General features: G+C 64.2%; 15 protein-coding genes and 1 pseudogene. 3 read left to right on the top strand and 13 right to left on the bottom strand.

Going from position 1 to position 21408, the window contains the following annotated elements; genetic code table 11:
* Positions 1 to 53: 53 nt before the first annotated feature.
* Both rho and trxA read right to left on the bottom strand, forming a co-directional pair.
* Entirely contained in the window at positions 54 to 1313 is a 1260-nt protein-coding gene (gene rho, locus ABOA88_RS09505; RefSeq protein ID WP_043212134.1) for a transcription termination factor Rho, read from the bottom strand.
* A 328-nt stretch (positions 1314 to 1641) separates the two neighbouring features.
* The gene (trxA, locus tag ABOA88_RS09500; RefSeq protein ID WP_012274768.1) at positions 1642 to 1968 is read right to left on the bottom strand and encodes a thioredoxin TrxA; all 327 of its coding nucleotides are present in this window, start codon (positions 1966 to 1968) and stop codon (positions 1642 to 1644) included.
* Between the two features lie 247 nt (positions 1969 to 2215).
* On the opposite strand from trxA, the gene ppx reads away from it, so the two are divergent.
* Positions 2216 to 3718, top strand: coding sequence for an exopolyphosphatase (gene ppx, locus ABOA88_RS09495; protein WP_196170725.1), 1503 nt, complete (start codon positions 2216 to 2218; stop codon positions 3716 to 3718).
* On the opposite strand, the gene ppk1 is transcribed toward ppx, so the two are convergent.
* A complete protein-coding gene (gene ppk1, locus ABOA88_RS09490) occupies positions 3705 to 5870 on the bottom strand; it encodes a polyphosphate kinase 1 (RefSeq protein ID WP_419183397.1) in 2166 nt (721 codons plus the stop codon). The two genes, ppx and ppk1, sit on opposite strands and share 14 nt — an antisense overlap.
* 488 nt (positions 5871 to 6358) lie before the next feature.
* Between ppk1 and ABOA88_RS09485 the strand changes: the two genes are divergently transcribed.
* Positions 6359 to 7003 carry a DedA family protein gene (locus tag ABOA88_RS09485; protein ID WP_196170706.1) on the top strand — a complete coding sequence of 215 codons (645 nt, stop codon included), beginning with the start codon at positions 6359 to 6361 and terminating at the stop codon, positions 7001 to 7003.
* A 501-nt stretch (positions 7004 to 7504) separates the two neighbouring features.
* Here ABOA88_RS09485 and ABOA88_RS09480 read toward each other — a convergent pair.
* A pseudogene (locus tag ABOA88_RS09480) lies at positions 7505 to 8131 on the bottom strand (sterol desaturase family protein); the annotation flags it as partial.
* 112 nt (positions 8132 to 8243) lie between these two features.
* On the opposite strand from ABOA88_RS09480, the gene elbB reads away from it, so the two are divergent.
* Positions 8244 to 8909 carry an isoprenoid biosynthesis glyoxalase ElbB gene (gene elbB, locus ABOA88_RS09475; protein ID WP_367851489.1) on the top strand — a complete coding sequence of 222 codons (666 nt, stop codon included), beginning with the start codon at positions 8244 to 8246 and terminating at the stop codon, positions 8907 to 8909.
* A gap of 53 nt (positions 8910 to 8962) precedes the next feature.
* Here elbB and ABOA88_RS09470 read toward each other — a convergent pair whose 3' ends face one another.
* The 9 genes from ABOA88_RS09470 to bcsZ all read right to left on the bottom strand — a co-directional run bounded on the left by ABOA88_RS09470 (position 8963) and on the right by bcsZ (position 21406).
* On the bottom strand, positions 8963 to 9415 hold the full coding sequence (locus tag ABOA88_RS09470) for a YaiI/YqxD family protein (RefSeq protein WP_070571798.1): 453 nt from the start codon (positions 9413 to 9415) through the stop codon (positions 8963 to 8965).
* Positions 9416 to 9513: 98 nt separating this feature from the next.
* Positions 9514 to 11457: an FTR1 family protein gene (locus tag ABOA88_RS09465; protein ID WP_367851488.1), complete on the bottom strand. Its 1944-nt coding sequence runs from the start codon at positions 11455 to 11457 to the stop codon at positions 9514 to 9516.
* A gap of 127 nt (positions 11458 to 11584) precedes the next feature.
* Positions 11585 to 13006 carry an efflux transporter outer membrane subunit gene (locus ABOA88_RS09460; protein ID WP_367851487.1) on the bottom strand — a complete coding sequence of 474 codons (1422 nt, stop codon included), beginning with the start codon at positions 13004 to 13006 and terminating at the stop codon, positions 11585 to 11587.
* On the bottom strand, positions 13003 to 13878 hold the full coding sequence (locus ABOA88_RS09455) for an efflux RND transporter periplasmic adaptor subunit (RefSeq protein WP_196170710.1): 876 nt from the start codon (positions 13876 to 13878) through the stop codon (positions 13003 to 13005). The genes ABOA88_RS09460 and ABOA88_RS09455 overlap by 4 nt, the downstream gene beginning before the upstream one ends.
* Positions 13875 to 14087, bottom strand: a complete 213-nt coding sequence (locus tag ABOA88_RS09450; protein WP_196170711.1) for a DUF1656 domain-containing protein — start codon at positions 14085 to 14087, stop codon at positions 13875 to 13877. Before ABOA88_RS09450 ends, ABOA88_RS09455 begins: the two co-directional genes overlap by 4 nt.
* Complete coding sequence (locus tag ABOA88_RS09445; RefSeq protein ID WP_367851486.1) at positions 14084 to 16174, bottom strand: FUSC family protein; 2091 nt, start codon at positions 16172 to 16174, stop codon at positions 14084 to 14086. Before ABOA88_RS09445 ends, ABOA88_RS09450 begins: the two co-directional genes overlap by 4 nt.
* Positions 16171 to 16623, bottom strand: a complete 453-nt coding sequence (locus ABOA88_RS09440; protein ID WP_196170713.1) for a MarR family winged helix-turn-helix transcriptional regulator — start codon at positions 16621 to 16623, stop codon at positions 16171 to 16173. The genes ABOA88_RS09445 and ABOA88_RS09440 overlap by 4 nt, the downstream gene beginning before the upstream one ends.
* A gap of 170 nt (positions 16624 to 16793) precedes the next feature.
* Positions 16794 to 20306, bottom strand: a complete 3513-nt coding sequence (gene bcsC / locus ABOA88_RS09435; RefSeq protein ID WP_367851485.1) for a cellulose synthase complex outer membrane protein BcsC — start codon at positions 20304 to 20306, stop codon at positions 16794 to 16796.
* A complete protein-coding gene (gene bcsZ / locus ABOA88_RS09430; RefSeq protein ID WP_367851484.1) occupies positions 20294 to 21406 on the bottom strand; it encodes a cellulose synthase complex periplasmic endoglucanase BcsZ in 1113 nt (370 codons plus the stop codon). Before bcsZ ends, bcsC begins: the two co-directional genes overlap by 13 nt.
* Positions 21407 to 21408 lie beyond the last annotated feature (2 nt).

Raw genomic sequence — 21408 nt, 5'->3', positions numbered from 1 at the left:
TTTACCCGCGAAGGGGCACGAGGCGGCCCCAATTACATCCTGATCTGCAGCGCTTACTTGCGCTTCATCGACAGGAAGAACTCGTCATTGGTCTTGGTCTGCTTGAGCTTGTCGACCAGGAATTCGATAGCGGCAACTTCATCCATCGGGTGCAGCAGCTTGCGCAGGATCCACATGCGCTGCAGTTCGTCGTCGGCGGTCAGCAGCTCTTCGCGACGGGTACCGGACTTGTTGATGTTGATGGCCGGGAACACGCGCTTCTCGGCAATGCGACGGTCCAGCGGCAGTTCCATGTTGCCGGTGCCCTTGAACTCTTCGTAGATCACTTCGTCCATCTTCGAGCCGGTTTCGACCAGCGCGGTGGCGATGATGGTCAGCGAACCGCCTTCCTCGATGTTACGGGCAGCACCGAAGAAGCGCTTTGGCTTTTCCAGGGCGTGGGCGTCGACACCACCGGTCAGGACTTTGCCGGAGCTCGGAATGACGGTGTTGTAGGCACGGGCCAGACGGGTGATGGAGTCGAGCAAGATGACCACGTCCTTCTTGTGCTCGACCAGGCGCTTGGCCTTCTCGATGACCATCTCGGCAACCTGCACGTGACGGGTCGGCGGCTCGTCGAAGGTCGAGGCGACCACTTCGCCGCGCACGGTGCGCTGCATCTCGGTCACTTCTTCCGGGCGCTCGTCGATCAGCAGGACGATCAGGTGGCACTCGGGGTTGTTACGGGTAATGTTGGCCGCGATGTTCTGCAGCATGATGGTCTTGCCCGCTTTCGGCGGAGCGACGATCAGGCCACGCTGGCCTTTGCCGATCGGAGCGCACAGGTCGATGACACGACCAGTGAGGTCTTCGGTGGAGCCGTTGCCGGCTTCCATCTTCAGACGTTCGTTCGGGAACAGCGGGGTCAGGTTCTCGAACAGGATCTTGTTCTTCGCGTTTTCCGGACGGTCGAAGTTGATGGTGTCGACTTTCAGCAGGGCGAAGTAACGCTCCCCTTCCTTCGGCGGACGGATCTTGCCGACGATGGTGTCACCGGTGCGCAGGTTGAAGCGACGGATCTGGCTGGGCGAGACGTAGATATCGTCAGGGCCGGCCAGGTAGGAGGCATCCGCCGAACGCAGGAAACCGAAACCATCCTGGAGAATCTCCAGCACGCCGTCACCCGAGATCTCTTCGCCGCTTTTCGCATGCTTCTTCAGCAGGGCGAAAATCACGTCCTGTTTGCGCGAACGGGCCATGTTTTCGATGCCCATCTGTTCGGCCATTTCCAAAAGATCGGTAATCGGCTTTTGCTTGAGTTCAGTCAGGTTCATAAGGGGAGTGACGTAATCATGTAAGAAGGGAGAATTAAGCGTTGGCTTAATGAGGCCGCGCCGCTAGATGGCGACAGGATCGCGTACTGATTCGAATTAGGGATGCTTCGGCGACGGCGTGCAGAGGGCACTGGAGAAACAGTGCGAGGCCGAATGTAACACTTGATTTTTTCGACGTCTAGGGGTTTTGACTGGGTAAATCGTGCCTCATGGGACCGGGTTTACCTGCGAGGGCGACCGTGGCTTCCCCCTCGAATTCGCGGGCAACGCCGCGCTCACAAGCCCCTCGGGCCAAAAAAAAGCCCCGCATTTGCGGGGCCTTTTCACATCACAGGTGGGCGTCGAGGAACGCAGCCAGCTGGGACTTGGACAGGGCGCCGACCTTGGTCGCCTCGACGTTGCCGTTCTTGAACAGCATCAGAGTCGGGATACCACGCACGCCATGCTTGGCAGGGGTTTCCTGGTTTTCGTCGATGTTCAGCTTGGCGACGGTCAGCTTGCCTTCGTAGGTAGCCGCGATGTCGTCCAGGACCGGAGCGATCATCTTGCATGGGCCGCACCATTCAGCCCAGTAGTCGACCAGCACCGGGCCTTGAGCCTGCAGTACGTCGGCCTCGAAGCTGGCGTCGGTGACGTGTTTGATTTTGTCGCTCATGGAAATCTCCAAGGTCGTAAGCAATAAAAAACGTTGCCCATCATAGCCGCACCTACGTCCTACAGGAAGTCGCGCACGATTGAGTGTAACTATAGTTGTGCAAGACGCCACGAATCGAAACTGTCACATCACTGTCATAGCATCGAGTGGCACATTGCCTTGCATCAATCCCGACTATTGTCATGCGTTGGCGCAAGCCATGGATCATGGCAGGATTGGCGGGTTATCGACCGAGAACATCGAGATCATGCCGCATACCACCGCGAAGAACCTGTCTCTGATCGCCGCCATCGACCTTGGCTCCAACAGTTTCCACATGGTCGTGGCCAAGGCCCACCACAGTGAAATCCGCATTCTCGAGCGGCTCGGGGAAAAAGTGCAGCTGGCCGCCGGCATCAGCGAAGAGCGTCAGTTGAGCGAAGAAGCCATGCAGCGGGGCCTCGAATGCCTCAAGCGCTTCTCGCAACTGATCAACGGCATGCCCCAGGGCGCCGTGCGCATCGTCGGCACCAACGCCCTGCGCGAAGCACGCAACCGCAACGAATTCATCCTGCGCGCCGAAGCCATCCTTGGCCATCCGGTCGAAGTCATCTCCGGGCGCGAGGAAGCGCGCCTGATCTACCTGGGCGTCTCCCACACGCTGGCCGACACCCCGGGCAAGCGCCTGGTCGCCGATATCGGCGGCGGCAGCACCGAGTTCATCATCGGCCAGCGCTTCGAGCCGCTGCTGCGCGAGAGCCTGCAGATGGGCTGCGTCAGCTTCACCCAGCGCTATTTCCGCGACGGCAAGATCACCCCGGCACGCTACGCCCAGGCTTATACCGCCGCACGCCTGGAGTTGATGAGCATCGAGAACGCCCTGCACCGCCTGACCTGGGACGAAGCCATCGGCTCGTCTGGCACCATCCGTGCCATTGGCGCTGCGATCAAGGCCAGCGGTATGGGCAGTGGCGAGGTCAACGCCGAAGGCCTGGCGGCGCTCAAGCGCAAATTGTTCAAGCTCGGCGAGGTCGACAAGATCGATTTCGAAGGCGTCAAGCCGGATCGTCGCGCGATCTTCCCGGCAGGCCTGGCGATTCTCGAGGCAATCTTCGACGCCCTCGAACTGCAACGCATGGACCATTGTGACGGCGCCCTGCGCGAAGGCGTGCTGTACGACCTGCTAGGCCGTCACCACCACGAGGACGTACGCGAACGCACCCTTAATTCGTTGATGGAGCGCTACCACGTCGACCAAGGCCAAGCGGCACGCGTCGAACGCAAGGCGCTGCATGCTTTCGACCAAGTGGCCAAGGCCTGGGGCCTGGAAGAGGGCAACTGGCGAGACCTGCTGAGCTGGGCGGCGAAAGTGCACGAAGTGGGGTTGGACATCGCCCACTACCACTATCACAAGCATGGTGCCTACCTGATCGAACACTCCGATCTGGCCGGCTTCTCCCGTGAGGACCAGCAGATGCTGGCCCTGTTGGTTCGTGGCCACCGCCGTAATATCCCCAGAGACAAGTTCGCGGAGTTCGGCGATGAAGGCGTGCAGTTGATCCGTCTGTGCGTGCTGCTGCGCTTCGCCATCCTGTTCCACCACATCCGCGGTACACAGCAGATGCCGAAGGTGGAGCTCAAGGCAGGCGAGGACAACCTGGAAGTGGTGTTCCCGCAGGGCTGGCTGGAAGAAAACCAGCTGACCCAGGCCGACTTCGCCAACGAGGCGCAGTGGCTGGCCCGGGTCAACTTCATCCTCAGCGTACGTTGAGAACCGGATTGCTCAGGCGCTCGAGCAGGGCGGCCTGGGCATTGCGCGGGTTCTGGTTGCCGGTCGGCGTGCTGCGCACGTAGCGGCCGTCCGACTGCAAGATCCACGCGTGGGTGTTGTCGGTGAGGTAACCCTCGAGCTCCTTCTTGACCCGCAGCACCAGCTTTTTACCCTCCACCGGGAAGCAGGTCTCGACGCGCTTGTCGAGGTTGCGCTCCATCCAGTCGGCGCTGGACAGGAACATCTGCTCCTCGCCGCCATTGAGGAAGTAGAACACCCGCGTGTGCTCCAGGAAGCGACCGATGATCGAGCGCACCTGGATATTGTGTGAAACCCCCGGAATCCCTGGGCGCAGGCAGCACATACCGCGGACCACCAGATCGATGCGTACGCCCGACTGGCTGGCCTTGTACAAGGCTTTGATGACCTTGGCATCGGTCAGCGAGTTGAACTTGGCGATGATGTGCGCGGGCTTGCCTTCCAGGGCGAACTGGGTTTCCCGGGCAATCATGTCGAGCATGCCCTTCTTCAGCGTGAACGGCGCGTGCAGCAGCTTTTTCATGCGCAGGGTCTTGCCCATGCCGATCAGCTGGCTGAACAGCTTGCCGACGTCCTCGGTCAGCGCATCGTCGGACGTGAGCAGGCTGTAGTCGGTGTAGAGGCGCGCATTGCCGGCGTGGTAGTTACCCGTGCCCAGGTGGGCATAGCGCACGATCTCGCCCTGTTCGCGGCGCAGGATCAACATCATCTTGGCGTGTGTCTTGAAGCCGACCACGCCATAGATCACCACCGCGCCCGCAGCCTGCAGACGGCTGGCCATTTGCAGGTTGGACTCTTCGTCGAAGCGCGCACGCAACTCGATCACCGCCGTGACCTCCTTGCCGTTGCGCGCCGCATCCACCAGGGCGTCGACGATCTCGGAGTTGGCGCCGCTGCGGTACAGGGTCTGGCGCACGGCGAGCACGTGTGGGTCCTTGGCGGCCTGGCGCAGCAGATCGACCACCGGGGTGAAGGACTCGAACGGGTGCATCAGCAGCACGTCCTGCTTGCCGATCACGCTGAAGATGTTGTCGGCGTTCTGCAGGATCTTCGGAATCGCCGGGGTGAACGGGGTGTATTGCAGCTCAGGGTGGCTGTCCAAACCGGTGATGCTGAACAGCCGGGTCAGGTTGACCGGGCCATTGACTTGGTAGAGCTCGCTCTCGCTCAGGCTGAACTGCTTGAGCAGGTAGTCCGACAGGTGTTTAGGGCAATTGTCGGCCACCTCCAGGCGCACGGCGTCACCGTAGCGGCGCGAGAACAGCTCGCCACGCAGGGCCCGCGCCAGATCTTCGACATCCTCGGAGTCCAGCGCAAGGTCAGCGTTACGGGTCAGGCGGAACTGGTAGCAGCCCTTGACCTTCATGCCCTGGAACAGGTCATCGGCGTGGGCGTGGATCATCGAGGACAGGAACACGAAGTTGTCCCCGGCTCCACCGACGTCTTCCGGCACACGGATCACTCGCGGCAACAGGCGCGGTGCCGGGATGATGGCCAGGCCCGAATCGCGGCCGAAGGCATCGACACCCTCGAGCTCGACGATGAAGTTCAGGCTCTTGTTGACCAGCAGCGGGAAGGGGTGGGTCGGGTCCAGGCCGATCGGGGTGATGATCGGCGCGATTTCGTCACGGAAGTAGCGGCGTACCCAGGTCTTGAGCTTGGTCGTCCAGTGGCGGCGGCGAATGAAGCGGATCTGGTGTTTTTCCAGTTCTGGCAGCAGCACGTCGTTGAGGATCGCGTACTGGCGTTCGACCTCGCCATGAACCAGCTCGCTGATGCGCGCCAGCGCCTGGTGCGGCTGCAGGCCGTCGGCACCGGCTTGCTCGCGGGCGAAGGTGATCTGCTTCTTCAGGCCTGCCACGCGGATCTCGAAGAACTCGTCCAGGTTGCTGGAGAAGATCAACAGGAATTTCAGACGCTCGAGCAGCGGGTAGGATTCGTCCAGCGCTTGCTCCAGCACCCGAATGTTGAACTGCAGCTGCGAAAGCTCGCGATGAATGTACAGGCTGCTGTCGTCCAGGCTCGGAATGGCGATGGCCGGCGCGGGCGCAGGCGCGACGGCTTCGGCCACAGGCTCGGCTACCGGCGGAAGGTCCGGCGGGGTCTGCACCATTTCTTCGGGAACCGCCTGGGCATCCTTGATCGCGACAGGTGTTAGCACTTCATTGTTCATCTGACGTTCCTGGAGGGCGTGACTGCCCTTTCGACAATTGAGCGGCGCGGGCAGCGCAAAGAGGTCAGGATGCCATCGGCGCCTGCCCGTTTGAAGCGGCACCGGTCTTGTGCAGCTTCCAGCGGTACATCGAGGGAGAGGATCCCGGTGGAAAACGCATCCCGACGGTCACTGCGCAGCCTGGCGGCACGGGAAGGAGGATGGGCGGGGCAACGCTCACGGCAGACTCCTGGGCCCGCGCACGCGGGCTGGCGCGACAGTTATAAGCCGCCATTATGACGCTGGGATGACAGTATTGGGCAACCCTTTGACCAGAGGCCAAAGCGACCTTTCCCGTAGGAATTGTTCACGTCGAGACACATTTGGACACTTTCCCGAATGCGCGCGAAGGGGTAGGCTGCGCGTTCATTTCGCTAGCACCCCAGAAAATGCTTCAACAATTCCTGCAGGATTTCGGCTACTTTGCCCTTTTTCTCGGCACGTTTTTTGAAGGCGAGACCATCCTGGTTCTTGCGGGCTTCCTTGCGTTCCGCGGATACATGGACATCAATCTGGTGGTGCTCACAGCGTTCTTCGGCAGCTATGCCGGCGACCAACTGTGGTACTTCATGGGCCGCCGTCACGGCCGGGCCATCCTCGCGCGCAAACCGCGCTGGCAGGCCATGGGCGACCGGGCACTGGACCACATCCGCCGTCACCCGGACATCTGGGTCCTGAGTTTTCGCTTCGTCTACGGCCTGCGCACGGTCATGCCCGTGGCCATCGGCCTGTCCGGCTATCCACCCCGGCGCTACCTGTTGCTCAACGGCATCGGCGCAGCGGTCTGGGCCCTGGCCCTGGGCGCTGCGGCGTACCACTTCGGCGCGATCCTCGAAGGCATGCTGGGCAACGTGAAGAAGTACGAACTATGGGTGCTCGGCGGCCTGCTGGCGCTCGGTGGCCTGCTCTGGCTGCGCCGCCGGTTCCGCACCCTGCGCGCCGAGCGCAAGGCGGCCGCAGCGGGCCAAGCCCCAGAGGCTGACAACGCTGTATCCCAGGAGCAGGAGCCACCCCAAGGGCGTGACCGGTCCTAAGCCCATGGCACCGGCCAGGTACAGCGCCGGTGCATTCGATGCCAGCCGCGCCAGCTCCAGGCGCCTGGCCCAGGGCCGATTCTCGAGCGCAGCGCCGAGCACGAACAAACCAAACGCCATGACTGTCCAGCCCAGCACCAGGCCGGCGGTGGGCGCCTGTTCGGCCACCTGCATGAGGTAGCTGCCCAAAGCGACGTAGACCGCAAACTGCGCCACGACGTAAACCTGTGACCCTCGCCCCAATGGAATCTCGAACTTGCGAAACCGCGCCAGGTCCGGCTTGGCCTGTGGATAACGTGCCGCGACGTCTGCCGGGCGCCAACCGGTGGGCATGAACCAAATACGCAGCTTGTCCCGCAGCGAGTGGGTACGCCGGGCATCCTCCCAGAGCTGTGCATAGAACTGCAGGTTGGCCCACAGCGGATTCCAGCTAGCCAGGGGTGTGGTCACGCCGAACACCACAGGCTCACGCGGGTCCTCTTCCTGAAAGGTACCGAACAGCCGATCCCAGAGAATGAACACGCCTGCGTAGTTGCGATCCAAGTACAGAGGGTTTTGCGCATGGTGGACGCGATGATTGGACGGCGTGATCAGCACCCATTCGAGCCAGCCCAGCTTGGGGATGTGTCGGGTATGTACCCAGAACTGGTAGAGCAGATTCAGCGAGGCCACGGTAACGAACACCAGCGGTGGTACGCCGATCAGCGCCAGGGGCAGGTAGAAGATCCAGGAGAAGATGAAGCCGCTGCTGGTCTGGCGCAGGGCGGTGGTGAGGTTGTATTCCTCGCTTTGGTGATGCACCGAATGGGCGGCCCAGAGAATATTGCGCTCATGCCCCAGGCGGTGCAGCCAGTAGTAGCACAGGTCGTACAGCACGAAGGCCAACAGCCAGGTCCACCAGGCGTCCCCCGGCAGGCGCGAGAGGGCCAGGTATTCCCAGGCCAGGGCGTAGCTCACCAGCCCCACGCCTTTGGTCAACAGGCCGGTGCTGGTCGACAGCACGCCCGTGCTCAGGCTGTTGATCGCATCGGCCAGCCGATAGTTGCGCTGACCCCGCACGCGGTCGGCGATCAGCTCCACGGCAATCAGCACGAAAAAGAACGGCACGGCCAGCAGAATCAGGTCCATGACAAGCATCTCCGGGGTTATCCCCAAAGATTAGGCCTCACGCCTGGGAAACCCTATGGCGACATCTGCCAAACTAGAGGACATTTAGCGCCTCGACACAGGAGTAATGAGCATGACGAAAAAAGTTGCGGTGATACTTTCCGGCTGTGGCGTCTACGATGGCGCCGAGATCCACGAAAGCGTGATCACGCTGTTGCGCCTCGACCAGCGCGGCGCCCAGGTGCAGTGCTTCGCGCCCAACATCGCCCAGATGCATGTGATCGATCACCTCACCGGCCAGCCCATGCCTGAGTCGCGTAACGTGCTGGTGGAGTCGGCGCGCATCGCCCGTGGCCAGATCAAGGACATCCGCGAGGCCAAGGCCGAGGACTTCGACGCGCTGATCGTTCCGGGTGGCTTCGGTGCAGCGAAGAACCTGTCCAACTTTGCCGTCGAGGGCGCCAACTGCACCGTTAATCCGCAGGTGCTGGCACTGGCCGAAGCGTTCGCCGAGGCGGGCAAGCCGGTGGGGCTGATCTGCATTTCCCCGGCGCTGGCGGCGAAGATCTACGGCCCGGGCGTGGTCTGCACCATCGGCACCGACGCCGACACCAGCGCGGCAGTGGTGAAGATGGGCGGCACCCACGAGGAGTGCGATGTACACGACATCGTCGAGGACACCCAACGCAAGTTGGTGACCACGCCCGCCTACATGCTGGCCACGTCCATCAGCGAGGCGGCCAGCGGTATCTACAAGCTGGTGGATCGAGTGCTGGAGCTGACCCACGAGAACGATTGACCAGCTCCGCCCCCAAGCAGTTGGATACCCATCCACCCCTTGGGGGCTGTTCGTCACACCTTCGACAGCCGGGTGAGAATCCGGTCCAGGGCATTGGCGAACGCCTGCTTCTCCCGCTCGCCATAAGGCGCCTGCCCTCCTCCGACCTGCCCTTGCTCGCGCAACTCCGTGAACAGGTTGCGCACCGCCAGGCGCTCACCCATGTTGCGCTCATCGAACTCACGCCCACGCGGGTCGAGGGCGGATACGCCCTTCTTGATCAGGCGATCGGCCAATGGCACGTCGCTGCAGATCACCAGCTCGCCCGGCACGGCGTTTTCCACCAGATAGTCATCGGCCGCGTCCATGCCGCTGGGCACCACGATCAGCCGCACACAGGCAAACGCCGGTTTGATCTGGGCCTGGCCGGCCACCAGCACCACCTCGAACTTGCGCTTGAGGGCGAACTTGACGATCAGGTCCTTGGCCGCCTTGGGACAAGCGTCGGCATCGATCCATACACGCATTGCAGGTATTTCCTCGAAATCGTTGGGGAGGGCTTGACCCTCCAATCGCAGCCCAAGGCCGCTCCCACAGGTTCACAGTATGCTTGGGGGAGCGGCTTTCAGCTCGCCGCGGTCCGGCGCTTCTCGGCCAGGCGCGAACGCCCATAGAGGAACATGATCGCCAGCAACGCCAGCGCCTGCGCGCCCAGCGAGTAGGCATCGGCATGAATACCCAGCCAGTCGAACTCGAAGAACGCCACGGGCCGCGTGCCCAACACGCCAGCTTCCTGCAGCGCCTTGATGCCATGCCCGGCGAACACCACCGACAAGACGCACAACAAGGCCGCATTGATCGTGAAGAACAGCGACAAGGGCAACTTGGCCGAGCCGCGAAGGATCACCCAGGCCAGGCCCACCAGCAGCACCAGCGCGGTAGCCCCCCCGGCCAGCACGGCGTTGTGGCCCGCTGGGCCTGCCTGCAGCCAGAGGGTTTCATAGAACAGGATCACCTCGAACAACTCGCGGTACACCGAGAAGAACGCCAGCACCGCAAAGCCGAAACGCCCACCGCCGCTGACCAGGCTGCTCTTGATGTAGTCCTGCCAGGCCGCAGCGTGGCGACGGTCGTGCATCCACACTCCCAGCCACAGCACCATCACCGCGGCGAACAGCGCCGTACAGCCTTCGAGCAGCTCGCGCTGGGCACCACCGACGTCGATCACGTAGGCCGCCAGGGCCCAGGTGGCAAAGCCTGTGACCAGCGCCAGGCCCCAGCCGAGGTTGACGCTGCGCACTGCCGATTGCTGGCCGGTATTGCGCAAGAAGGCCAGGATCGCCGCCAGCACCAGGATGGCCTCGAGCCCTTCACGCAGCAGGATCAGCAGGCCGGAAACGAAACTCAGCGACCAGCTCAGTCCATCGCCGCCCAGCAGCTTGGCGGCGCCGTCGAGCTTGGCCTTGGCCTCGGCCAGGCGCTGCTCGGCCTGGGCGACCGGCAGCCCGTCCTGCAATGACTGACGGTAAGCCATCAGGGCTTTCTCGGTGTCTTTGCGTGCCACGGTGTCGATGTTGTCCAGGGAGCTTTCGACCAGTTCGAAGCCTTCAAGGTAGGCCGCTACCGAGAGGTCATAAGCCTGGTCATGATCGCCTTCGCGGTAGGCGGCCAGGCTCTTGTCCAGGGTGCTGGCGGTGTACTCGAGCAACTGCGCAGGGCCACGCTTGACCTGCGGCGGCTGGGCACGCTGGGCGCGGAAGGCGGGCACGGCTTCGGCGCCTTCGCTGGCAGCGACTTCGGCCGGGGTCTGGCGCGCCAGGTCGGCCAGGTTCCAGGTCTTGTCGCCCTTGGCAGCCTGCGGGTCGGCCGTGAGGCTCGCTATGTAGGCGGCCACATCCCAGCGCTGACGTTCGTCGAGCTGGTCGGCGAACGACGGCATCTCGGTGCCTTCGATGCCCAGCGCCAGGGTGTTGTAGAGATCGAACAAGCTTAGCTGGTCGAGGCGCGCGACACTGCGCAGGTTCGCCGGCGGCGGCTCCAACCCCAGGCCCGCCGGGCCATCACCGGCACCGGTATCACCATGGCAGATGGCACAGTTTTGTGCGTACAGCGAGGCGCCACGGGCCGGATCGGGGGTGATGATCGGCGCCTGGCTGACCTCATAAGCCACCGCCAGCCGTGCGCCCAGCTGGCGGGCCTGCTTGGCCACGACCGCCCCCTCCTGGCGTTGATCGATGGCTTGGCGCAGCGCCTGCACCCCTTGCTCGAGCCCGTTGCGCTCAGGATTGTCCGGCAGGGCCTTGAGCACTTCGGCCAGGACGGCGCTGAATTCCTGCTGCTCGCGGTATTCACCCGCATCCACCACCTTGCCGTCGTGCACGGTCGGTGGGTAGTCGGCACCGATGTAATCGAGCAGGTGCAACGCCTTGGCAGCTTCGGCGGGGGATTCGGCGAGTGCCGGGGTACTGCACAGGGCCAGTATCGGGCCGAGCAACAAGGCGGGCAGCCAGGCGAGCAGACGGGAGGGGGACATCATGGCCATTCTCGCGGTAAATACGAAAGAGAACATTGTTCACTTCCAATCCCTTTCGCTCAAGGCTCGTGGGCGGATTTCATGAAAAATCTTGTGACAAACTGACGATTCTTCCGCCGCCCCGAGGGCGCTGCCCTCAATCATGAAGCTCGCGAATGGGCCCTCAAGGCTTGGCCGCCGCGCCCTGCCATCCCCCCCCCAACGCCAGGAACACACCGATCTGCCCCAAGGCCACCTGGGTATTGGCGGCCGCCAGCTGTGCGCGCACATCGGTATAGGTGCGGGTTGCCTGCAGGTCCGCCAGGAACGACTCGCGTCCCACCTGATAGCGCAGATGCGTCTGGTCCGCCGACTCCTTCGCCGAGCGCTCGGCGTCGGCCAGGGCATCGCGGCGATCCAGCAGGGCGCTGTATTGGGCCAGGCGGGTCTGGGTCTCGCGGATGGCATTGAGCACCACGCCATCGAAGTGCGCCAACGCCGCCTGGGTCGACGCCTCGGCCATGCGGATGCGCGCCCGGGTGCCGTTGGTGGGGATCGTCCAGCTGACCTGCGGGCCGAAGCCCCAGCGGTTGGTCGACGGGTCGCCGAGGTTTTCGAGGATACCGATGGTGCCAATCTGGGCGCCGATGCTGATGTCCGGATACAACGCACCGGTGGCCACGCCGATGGTGGCGGTGGCAGCGGCGAGCTGGCGTTCGGCCTGGCGCACATCGGGGCGGCGCTTGAGCAGCGCAGCGCCATCCCCCACCGGAATCAGCTGGGCGATGTGTGGCAGTTCCGCGCAGTCAGCGGTGCCGGCCGGCAGTTGCTCGACCGGCTTGGCCAGCAGGGCCGCCAGGGTGTAAAGGCCAGCCTCACGCTCGGCCTTGAAGCGCGGCAGCTCGGCGCGCAAGGATTTGAACTGGGTCTGCGAACGGGTGACCTGGGTTTCATCCCCGCGACCCGCGTCGCGCAGGCGCTGGTTCAGTTGCACGCTCTGTTCCTGCAGGTCGAGGGACTCACGGGCGATGTGGTACTCCTCGTTGGCCGAGCACACCTGGGTGTAAGCCTTGACCACGTCGGCCACCAGGGTGATGCGCGCAGTATCGGCCGCGGCCTGCACCGCGTCGGCATTGGCCTTGGCGGCCTCGGTGCCACGCTTGAAGGTGCCCCACAGATCGAACTGGTAGCTGGCGCTGATGATCGCCTCGCCGATATTGGCCACCGGCACCTTTTCCGGCAGCAGGAAAGCTTCGCCGGACTCCTGCAGCCGCTGGGCGCCGAGCTTGACCCCACCGTTGAAGCCCCCCTGGGACTCGGCCACTTCCACCTGGGCACGAGCCTTGGCGATGTTGGCCGCCGCGACGCGTAGCTCGGTGTTGGCCGCCAGGGCCTGGCGTACCAGCTCGTTCAAGCGCTGATCCTGGTACAGCTGCCACCAGTCGTCTGGCACCGGCGCCGAGACCACGCTGTCGGCGTCCTGGCGCAGCGGGCCGTTGAGGTCGCCGCGCTGCACGGCGGCGTCCTCGGGCACTTCGTAGTCCGGACCGACCATCATGCAGGCGCCCAGGGACAGGCACAGCCCCGCCAGGATCAGCTGTTTCATGGCCGCTGACCCTCGATGATCGACACCGTGGCGGTACGCCCGGCGATCATGCGGAAGTCGTCTGGCACGTCATCGAAGGCGATACGCACCGGGATCCGCTGGGCCAGGCGCACCCAGCTAAAGGCCGGGTTGACGTTGGGCAGCAGGTTGGCGCCGCTGCTACGGTCCCGATCTTCGATGCCCGCCGCCAGACTCTGCACATGGCCACGCAGCCGGGTGTTGTCGCCCATCACGCGGATGTCCACGGCGTCCCCGATGTGGATACCGCCGAGCTTGGTTTCTTCGAAATAGCCATCGACGTGGTACGAGGCGCTGTCGACCACCGACAGCACGGGCCGCCCGGCGGTGACGAATTCATGGGCACGCGGCGCACGGTCGTTGAGGTAGCCGTCCACCGGGCTGCGCACCACCGAACGGTCGAGGTTGAGCTGGGCCGTGTCCACCGCCACCTGGGCCTCGCTGACCGCCGAACGGGCGCGCGCCTCGCGCGACTGGCTCTCTTCCAACTGTTCGGCCGCCACCAGGTTGCCCAGTTTGCGGTTGCGCTGCGCCTCACGGGAGGCCTGGGCCAGGGTTTCCTGACGCTCGGCCAGGGTCGCCTTGGCCTGGCGCAGGGCCAGGGTGAAGCGGTCCTGGTCGATGGTGAACAGCACATCGCCGCGCTTGATCATCTGGTTGTCGCGCACTTCGACCTTCTGGATCAACCCCGAAACGTCCGGGGCGATCTGGATCACGTCGGCACGAATGTGCCCGTCACGCGTCCAGGGCGCGAACATGTAGTACACGACCATCTGCCAGACCAGCACGGCCGCGAAGGTCACCACCAGCAATGTCAGGACCACTCGGCCCAAGGTCAACAACGGTTTTTTCATGGCAGCATCAGGTTTCGACAAAAGTGATCCACCGCGCCAAGCAGCACGGCGTAAAGGGCAACGTTGAACAACGCCCGGTGCCAGACCAGGCGGTAGAAGCCAAGGCGCACCAGCATGGCGTGCACGCCCAGGAACAACAGGTAGGTGAAGACCATCATCACCAGCAGCGTGGGCAGGAACACCCCGCTGATATCCAGATCACCGATCACAGTGGGGCTCCATCGATGCCCGGGGGCAATTGCGGTTGGTCGGCAGGTTCGAGCATCACCTCGACGCCCGGCAACAGCGCCAGGCGCAGGCCGCTCAGGGCGTGCAACAGGTGCACGCGGGCATCGCCTCGGTCGTTGTCGTGCGCATCCAGGGCCAGCGCCTGTCGGGCGCGCTCCATGTTACGCAGCAACGCCGCCGGGGCGTGCAGGCGCTCCTTGGCACGCAGGCACTGGGCATAATGGGCGCCCACCTCCTCCACCACGGTCTGAAGGCACTTGCGAGGCCCCTGGCCGACCCGCGGCATGTAGGCCAGCAAGTCCAGCAGATTGAGGCCCACTCGCAGATCGCGCAGCGCCACGCCACTGTCCTGGCCGGTCTGGGCTAGGCGCGGCAGGTGCTGCATCAGGCGATCGAGCATCTGCACGCCAACATGGCGATGCTCGGCCAGGGTCGCGGGCTGGGTCATCTCGACGATGTCCTGCCAACTGAAGCGGGTCAGGCGCTTGGCCGCCAGTTCTACGCCGAAGGGGCGCAGCAGCAGGGTCCAGATGAAGGCGAACAGCAGCCCCACGGGGCCCGCCATGTTGGCGTTGATGAAGGTCAGGAAGTCGGCGTCGTAGGCGCCCTGGATGCTGATGAAGGTGGCGGTGTTGACGATGGTCAGCAAGGTGCCGAGGTAGAAACGCGGCTGCACGGTCAGGGTGCCGACGCAGATGAACGGCACGGCGAAGGCCAGCACCAGCATCGGGAAGTCGTGCAAGTTGGGCAGCACCAGGAACAGGTAGACGCTGGAGAAGATCACCGACATCAGCGTCCAGAAGAAGAACCGATAGATCTGTGGTGCCGGGTCATCCATGGCGGCGAAGAAACTGCACGCCACAGCAGCGAGGATCACCGCGCTGCCGCCATCGTTCCAGCCGAGCAGTATCCACAGGCCACTGGCGACGATGATCGCGGTGACAGTGGAAAACACCGAGTAGAGCATCAGCCCGCGGTCAAAGAACGGCGTCAGCCGGCCCAGGCGCCAGTGGCGGTACACCGCACGCCAAGGCGTGGCGTCATCCTTGCGCAAGGCGTGCTGCAGCGCGCAGCAGTCCTGCCAGAGGTCGATCCATTCGCTCAGTCGGTAGAGGGCGTTGGAGAGCAGCAATTGCTGGCGTTGGTCCAGTGCGGCTGCGCTGGGTTGCAGGCGCTCAAGCTGCTCGTGCAGGGCAGTCCAGCGCGCCAGCGAGGCGTCTTGGGCGGTGCCTTCTAGCCAGGTGCGGGTTTCGGCCAGCATTGGTTGGAGCTGGGCGAACTGGGCCGGGGCGCGGCTTTGCAGTGCGATCAGCGCATCGTCCAGGGCATCGATCACCGGCAGCAGGTGGATCATCCGTCCGCGCAGCTCCCGGGCATTTTTCAGGGTATGGGGACCGGTGCCTTCATGACCGAGCTGGCCGATCATCATCTCCAGGCTGTTGAAGGTGGCAACCATCGAGGCGCGCATGCCGGCGACCTTGTCGGCGGCGACTTCGCGGGCCAGGTAGGTGTCGCTGTAGCGAATCGCCTCGTGGAACCAGCTGTTGGCCGAGCCGAGCACCACCGGCGCTAGGCGACGCGGCCAGAAGATCGCGCCGACCACCGCCGCGCAGACGATGCCCAGGCAGATTTCCTGGGCTCGGGAGGAAGCCACATCGAACACCGCCAGCGGATTGTCGACCACAGCCAGGGCGATCATCGGCAAGGTATAGCCGGCCAGCATCAGCACATAGTTGTTGGCCGTGCGCAGGTTCAACGACAGGAACAGCAGCGTGCCGGTCCACAAGGCAATGGCGACAGCCAGCAGCGCAGGCGACTGCACCAGCGGCGGCACCAGCAAGACCGCACCACCGGCGCCCAGCAACGTGCCCAGGGCGCGATACAGCGCCTTGGAACTGGTCGGCCCAACGAAAGGGCTCGAGACGATGTACACCGTGGCCATGGCCCAGTAGGGACGTGGCAATTGCATGAGCAGCGCAATGTACAGGGCGATCATCGAAGCGGCGAAGGTGCGCACGCCATAGAACCAATCGCGGGCCGGAGGGACCGAACTGAAGAAGCCGTTCATGCGGGCCCGCCCGGTGCGACTTGGCTGGCGTCTTCGAAGGCCTGGATCACCCGCAACGTGGCCTCAAGGTCGGCGTGGTCGATCCCGCGCAGCACCTGTCGGCGCAGGCGCACCAGCTCCTCTTCGATCGACTCGGCCAGACGGCGGCCCTCCGTGGTCAGGCTCAGGGCCTTGGCACGGCGGTCCAGCGGATCTTCGCTGCGACATACCAGCCCGGCCTTGCACAGCTGGTCGAGCAGGCGCACCAACGACGGGCTTTCCAGGCCTGCGGCCTGAGCCACCGCGACTTGGTGCACCCCATCGCCCAGGCGCACGATCATCAGCAACGGCACAGCGCAGGCTTCGGAGATGCCATAACCCGTCAGGGCCGCCTGGCAGATACGTCGCCAGTGGCGGGCGGCCACGACCATGCCGCTGCTGATCTTCATGTGCAGTGCATCAAGCGTCATGAGAGGAACCAAGGATATTCATAGTTTGCTAACTATCAATACTACGCCTTGCCCTCCCCCTGTCGTCAACCGGGGGCGACGGATCGCCTGGATGAATTGTTGTTCATCTTGGAAGCAGCCCGGCCGCTTCCTGCAGGATCACGTGATCCTGCAGAAGCAGCTGCCAGGCCTCAACGCCACTCGCTGTAGGGTTCCAGCGGTTCCACCGGCAACAGCAGGTTGCCGCGCCAGGGTTCGAACAGATACCGCACGTAGAGCATGGCACTGCTCGGCGCGTAGTCATCGCTGTGCTGCCAGTCGAAGCCCCCGCCCAGGGCCCAGTGGTCGCTCAGGCGGCGCTCAAACAGGCCTCTGAGGTGATAACCCACGCCGTTGCTGGAACTGCCATCGGATTTAGGGGAATCCATGTTTGGAAAGCCGTAGCGCTCCAACACCTTCCTGTTCAGCGATTTGTCGGGATAGAGTGCTTGGCGCCCGCTCTCGGACTGAGACCAACTGACAGACGTTTCCAGCAACACCGACCAGTCGTAGTTGCGCCAGGCATAACTGAACGGCACGCCGATGGAGCTGTAGCGCTCCGGGCTGTAATAGCCGCCCTGGCCCAAGTAGTAATCACCCAAGTCCTTGTCATGGCGCCAGTGCATTACGGTCAGGCCGATGCGCATGCGCTCGTCGGCCTTTTCCACAAGACGGTAGTAGTAACCTGCCATGGCCCGGGTGCGTTGGTTGTCAGCCACGTTCTCACCGTACAGCCAATGATGCCCAAGGCTGGCCCATACACCATCGTTGCCGCCTTGGTCCCAGCTCAGGCCCAGCGTTGCGCCGTTGGCAGTGACACCCCCCCAGCGTATTCCTGTACGGGAATCCTTAACGCCTCCGAACGAAAGCAAAGAATTGCTCATTGGGCGCCGCGAAGCGGTCAGCGACCAGCCAAGCTCACCCAGGTCACCGTTGACGGTCGCGCCACCCAGCCAGTTGTTGACCTCGAAACCGTCAGTGGTGCCCAGGTCAGCAGCCCAGCGCTCACCCTCCCATCCCAGAGCAATGACCCGGCCATTGGCCGTCTGGGACTCACCTTTGCACGGTGGCGGAGCCCCCGCTACTTGCGGTAGCTGACAGGTCCCGAATGCTTCGGTGTGCTCGTCTTTTTCATCCACGTCGAAGCTGCCCGCGTCCAGCCCGAGACGCTCCAGCCGGACGAACGCCTTGCCGTCCCGCAGGGGCATGTCGGCATGCAGCAGGGTCGTCTGCCTCTTGAGCTCGGAGATACCAGGAGTCCCGTCGTCATTGCGCCAGCCATAGTCATGCATCAACGTGATGCTGGGATTCTGCTGACGGTACAGCTCATCGACGTCGCTGCGCAGGCTGCGCGCCAGCCAATCGTCACCGTCCTTGGCACGGCTCGCATAGGTCAGCGCCCGATCATCACGCGGTTGCACCGCGCGTCGCTCGAGCAGGTCGGCATCGGCCATGGCCGCGGCATACAGGTCCAGCGCTCGCTGAGGATCGTGGGCAGCAGTCAGGCGCGCGGCGTCTCGGCGCAGCAGCGGGTCAGGCTGGGTCTGCTGGGCGACCAGGCGATCGAACATGGCCGAGGCTTTGACTCGCTCACCGACCGCCAGCCAAGCATTGGCGACGCGCCGCTGGGCATTGATCTCGCTGGCAGGGAACTGCGGCGGATCTTGCTCCAGGGCCTGGCGTGCACGGGGCAGATCGCCGGCTTCGATCCAGCTTTCGATCAGGCCAAGGCGCGCCTCGGGCTGCCCGGGCTGATGCGCCAGCACGCGCTCGTAGTAGCCCTGGGCAGCCTTCTGGTCGCCACGGGCCACGGCCCAGTCGGCCAGCGTCAGAAGGTCATCGGTATCGTTGTCACCGCCGGCCAGCCCAGCTTCCAGCAAGGCTGTGGCCTCGGCTTCACGCCCTTGGTCACGCAACTGCTGGGCTTGGGCCAGGGTCATGCGTCGGCGCACACGCTTGTCCAGCGCACGCATATCGTCGGTCCAGGCGACCTTCGGCACATTGGCCAGACTGTCCGAAGCCAAGCCGTCACGGTCGGTCGACTCAAGGTACAAACCATGGGCATAGCGCGCCGCAGGGTCAGCGGGGTGACGCTGCAGCAGCTTGGAGAAGGCGGCATCGGCCTCGCCCTGGCGGCCCTGCTGACGCAGACTGCCGGCTAACTGGTAGACCAGCCATGGCTCATCAGGCGCAAGCTCCACGGCTTTGCTCAACGCCTGGCTCGCACCAGCCCAGTCTTGGCGCTGTGTGGCGGCATCGGCCTGGCCACGCAGTTGCTCCAGCTCCAGGCTGCGGCGCAGATCGGCGAACGATGCCTGCTGCTTCGCTGGCAGGCCGTTGAGGAAAGCACGAGCCTTGTCGGGCGACTGCGCCTGATAGATACGCAACAGGCCGCGCACGGCGCTCTCGTTGGTGGGTGCCATACGCCGCGCTTGCTGGTACAGGCGCTCAGCCGTGGCCGGGTCGCCCTCGGCCGCAGCCACATCGGCCAGTCCAAGCACGGCGAATTCATCGTCGGGCCGTTGCTTGCGCGCCTGCTGATAGAGGGAGCGAGCAACCGGAAGATTCTGCTTCTCCAAGGCGCGATCGGCCTTCTGCAGCATCCCCCAATATTGGCTGGACGCTTCCAGATCCCGCCATTTGCTGATCCGGCGGGTGTTCTGCTCCTTCGCCGCGGCCAGCCGGAAGGAGGCGTTGGCCTCTTCGTAGCGGCGCTGGCCCATCAGGGCTGAGCCCAAGGCGCCGTGCAGTTCGGAGTCTTCCGGGTACTGACGCAGCGCCCGACGCAATTGTGCCTCGGCCTGCGCGTTGCGTCCTTGGGCCAGCAGACGCTGGCCAAGCTGGCCTGCCTGCCAGGCAGGATCGGCGACCAGGCGCTGTTGCTGCGCCAGGACCTCGCCAGCCTGATGCAGCAATGGCGATGCCGGGTAGCGTTGCACGAACGCCTGCCAGGCAGCCACGCTATCACGGCTGACCGGCTGTCCTGAGAGATAGTCGAATTCCCGCTGAGCCGCGGCATCGCGGGCGGCCGGGTCGCGCGACAGTTGCTCGAGCACGGCCAGCGCTTCGGCGTTGCGGTTCTCGGCGAACAACAACCCCGCCAGGGTCTGGCGCAGACCCGCGTTACCCGGGTACTGGCGGTCGAGTGCCTGCAACCGGTCGATCGCCTCCAGCCGTTGGCCGGGCAGGCTGCTGCGCACACGCCAGTAATCCACGGCCAGGTCCATGCTGGGCGGATCGCCAGCAAACAGCTGATCGTACAGTTCCACCGCCTCGGCGCTACGGCCGGTCATGGCGAACAGGCGGGCTTGTTGCAGGCGTCGATTGACGTCTGGCTTTTGCAGCTCGATCAAACGCTTGGCATTGCGCTCCTGGGCGCTGCCCGGCGCCAGCTGGCTGATACGCGCCAGCAGTTGGTTGGCCTGCGCCTCGTCACGCTCGCGCAAGGCCAGGCGCAACGACGCCAGCAAGACCTCGGCATCACGGGGTTCGAGCAGGCGCAAGCGGCCCAGGGCATCGCGCACCAGGTCATCGCGATGCAGGGCCTCGCCTATGCGGACCTGCTCGAGCAACCATTGGCGTTGCTCGTTGCGGTCGGTCGGTTGTTGCGCGGCGGCCTGGCTGGCGAGCCCAGCGAGCAGCACGATGCCAATCATTCGGTACATGACACACTCCAGGCCGGCAATAGCCGACCCTGCTTGTCGAAGCGATATCGCGACTCATCCCAGCCCTGACCAAACAGTGCCAGTACCTGGCTGTAATAGGCACGTGGCTCGATCGGACGCTCCTGCAAACGCTGGCGCTGGGCTTGCAGGCCTTCGCCTGCGCCTGGCACCACGGCCAGCAATGGCAGCAGCGCTGCGGAGAAACCACCGGGGCCGCCGCCTTTCGCCTCGCCGCTCTGGGCATCCACGGTTTCCGGTGGCTGGCCGTTCTTCACCGTCAGCGCGGCCATCGGTGCAAAACGCCCAAGCAGTTCACTGCGTCGTGGCGAGTCCTTGGCCAGCATGCCAACCCACAGGTAGACGCGAATGGCATCGTAGTCGCCTGCGCTGCCATGCTGCGGGTCGGGTTCGATCTTGCCGGCGGGCGTCCAGAGCAGCCAATCGGGGGCGAAACCTTTCGGCGATGCCTCGAGCAGCAGGCGGCGGGTGTTGCCCGCCAGCTCGGCCCACAGCGGGTCGATAAGAGCGAAACGGTCGAGCAGTTGCAAGGGCAGGTAACTTGGGTTCAGGCGCCACCCCTGGGCATTGTCGAAGCCGTAGTCCGCCGGCAGCAGCATCACCCCCAAGCCAGGCATCGGTCGTAGGGTTTGGGCGGCGATGCGCCAAAGCAGATGGTGACCGAGCTGCGTATAGCCAGGTTCGTTCCACAGGCGCCCGGCCTCGAGCAGACTGTAGGCGATCCAGAGGTCGGCATCGCTGGCATTGTTGGGGTCGAGCACCTGCCATTTGCCCTTGGCGTCACGCCCCCACAACCAGGCCGGCAGATGACGCGACAGGTCACCGTCGGCCAGGTTGTTGGTGGTCCAGCGCAGCAGCTTGGCGAACGTTGCCCGATCGTTGCCGACCAGGGCGAAGAACAGGCCGTAGCTCTGCCCCTCCGAGGTGGTGATCAGGCGCTTGTCACTGGGGTCCAGGACGCGTCCATCCGCACTGACCAGCTCACCCTTGAAGCGCTCCCACGCCGGCCATGAACAGGCTGGCGAAGCGCTCACAAGCGCCGGCAGGCCGAGCGCCAGCAGCATTACCAGAACCCGCCGCATGG

The organism is Pseudomonas sp. PKS (genome assembly GCF_051913525.1).
Lineage (GTDB): Bacteria > Pseudomonadota > Gammaproteobacteria > Pseudomonadales > Pseudomonadaceae > Aquipseudomonas > Aquipseudomonas guariconensis_D.
This window is presented reverse-complemented; position numbering and strand designations above follow the sequence as displayed.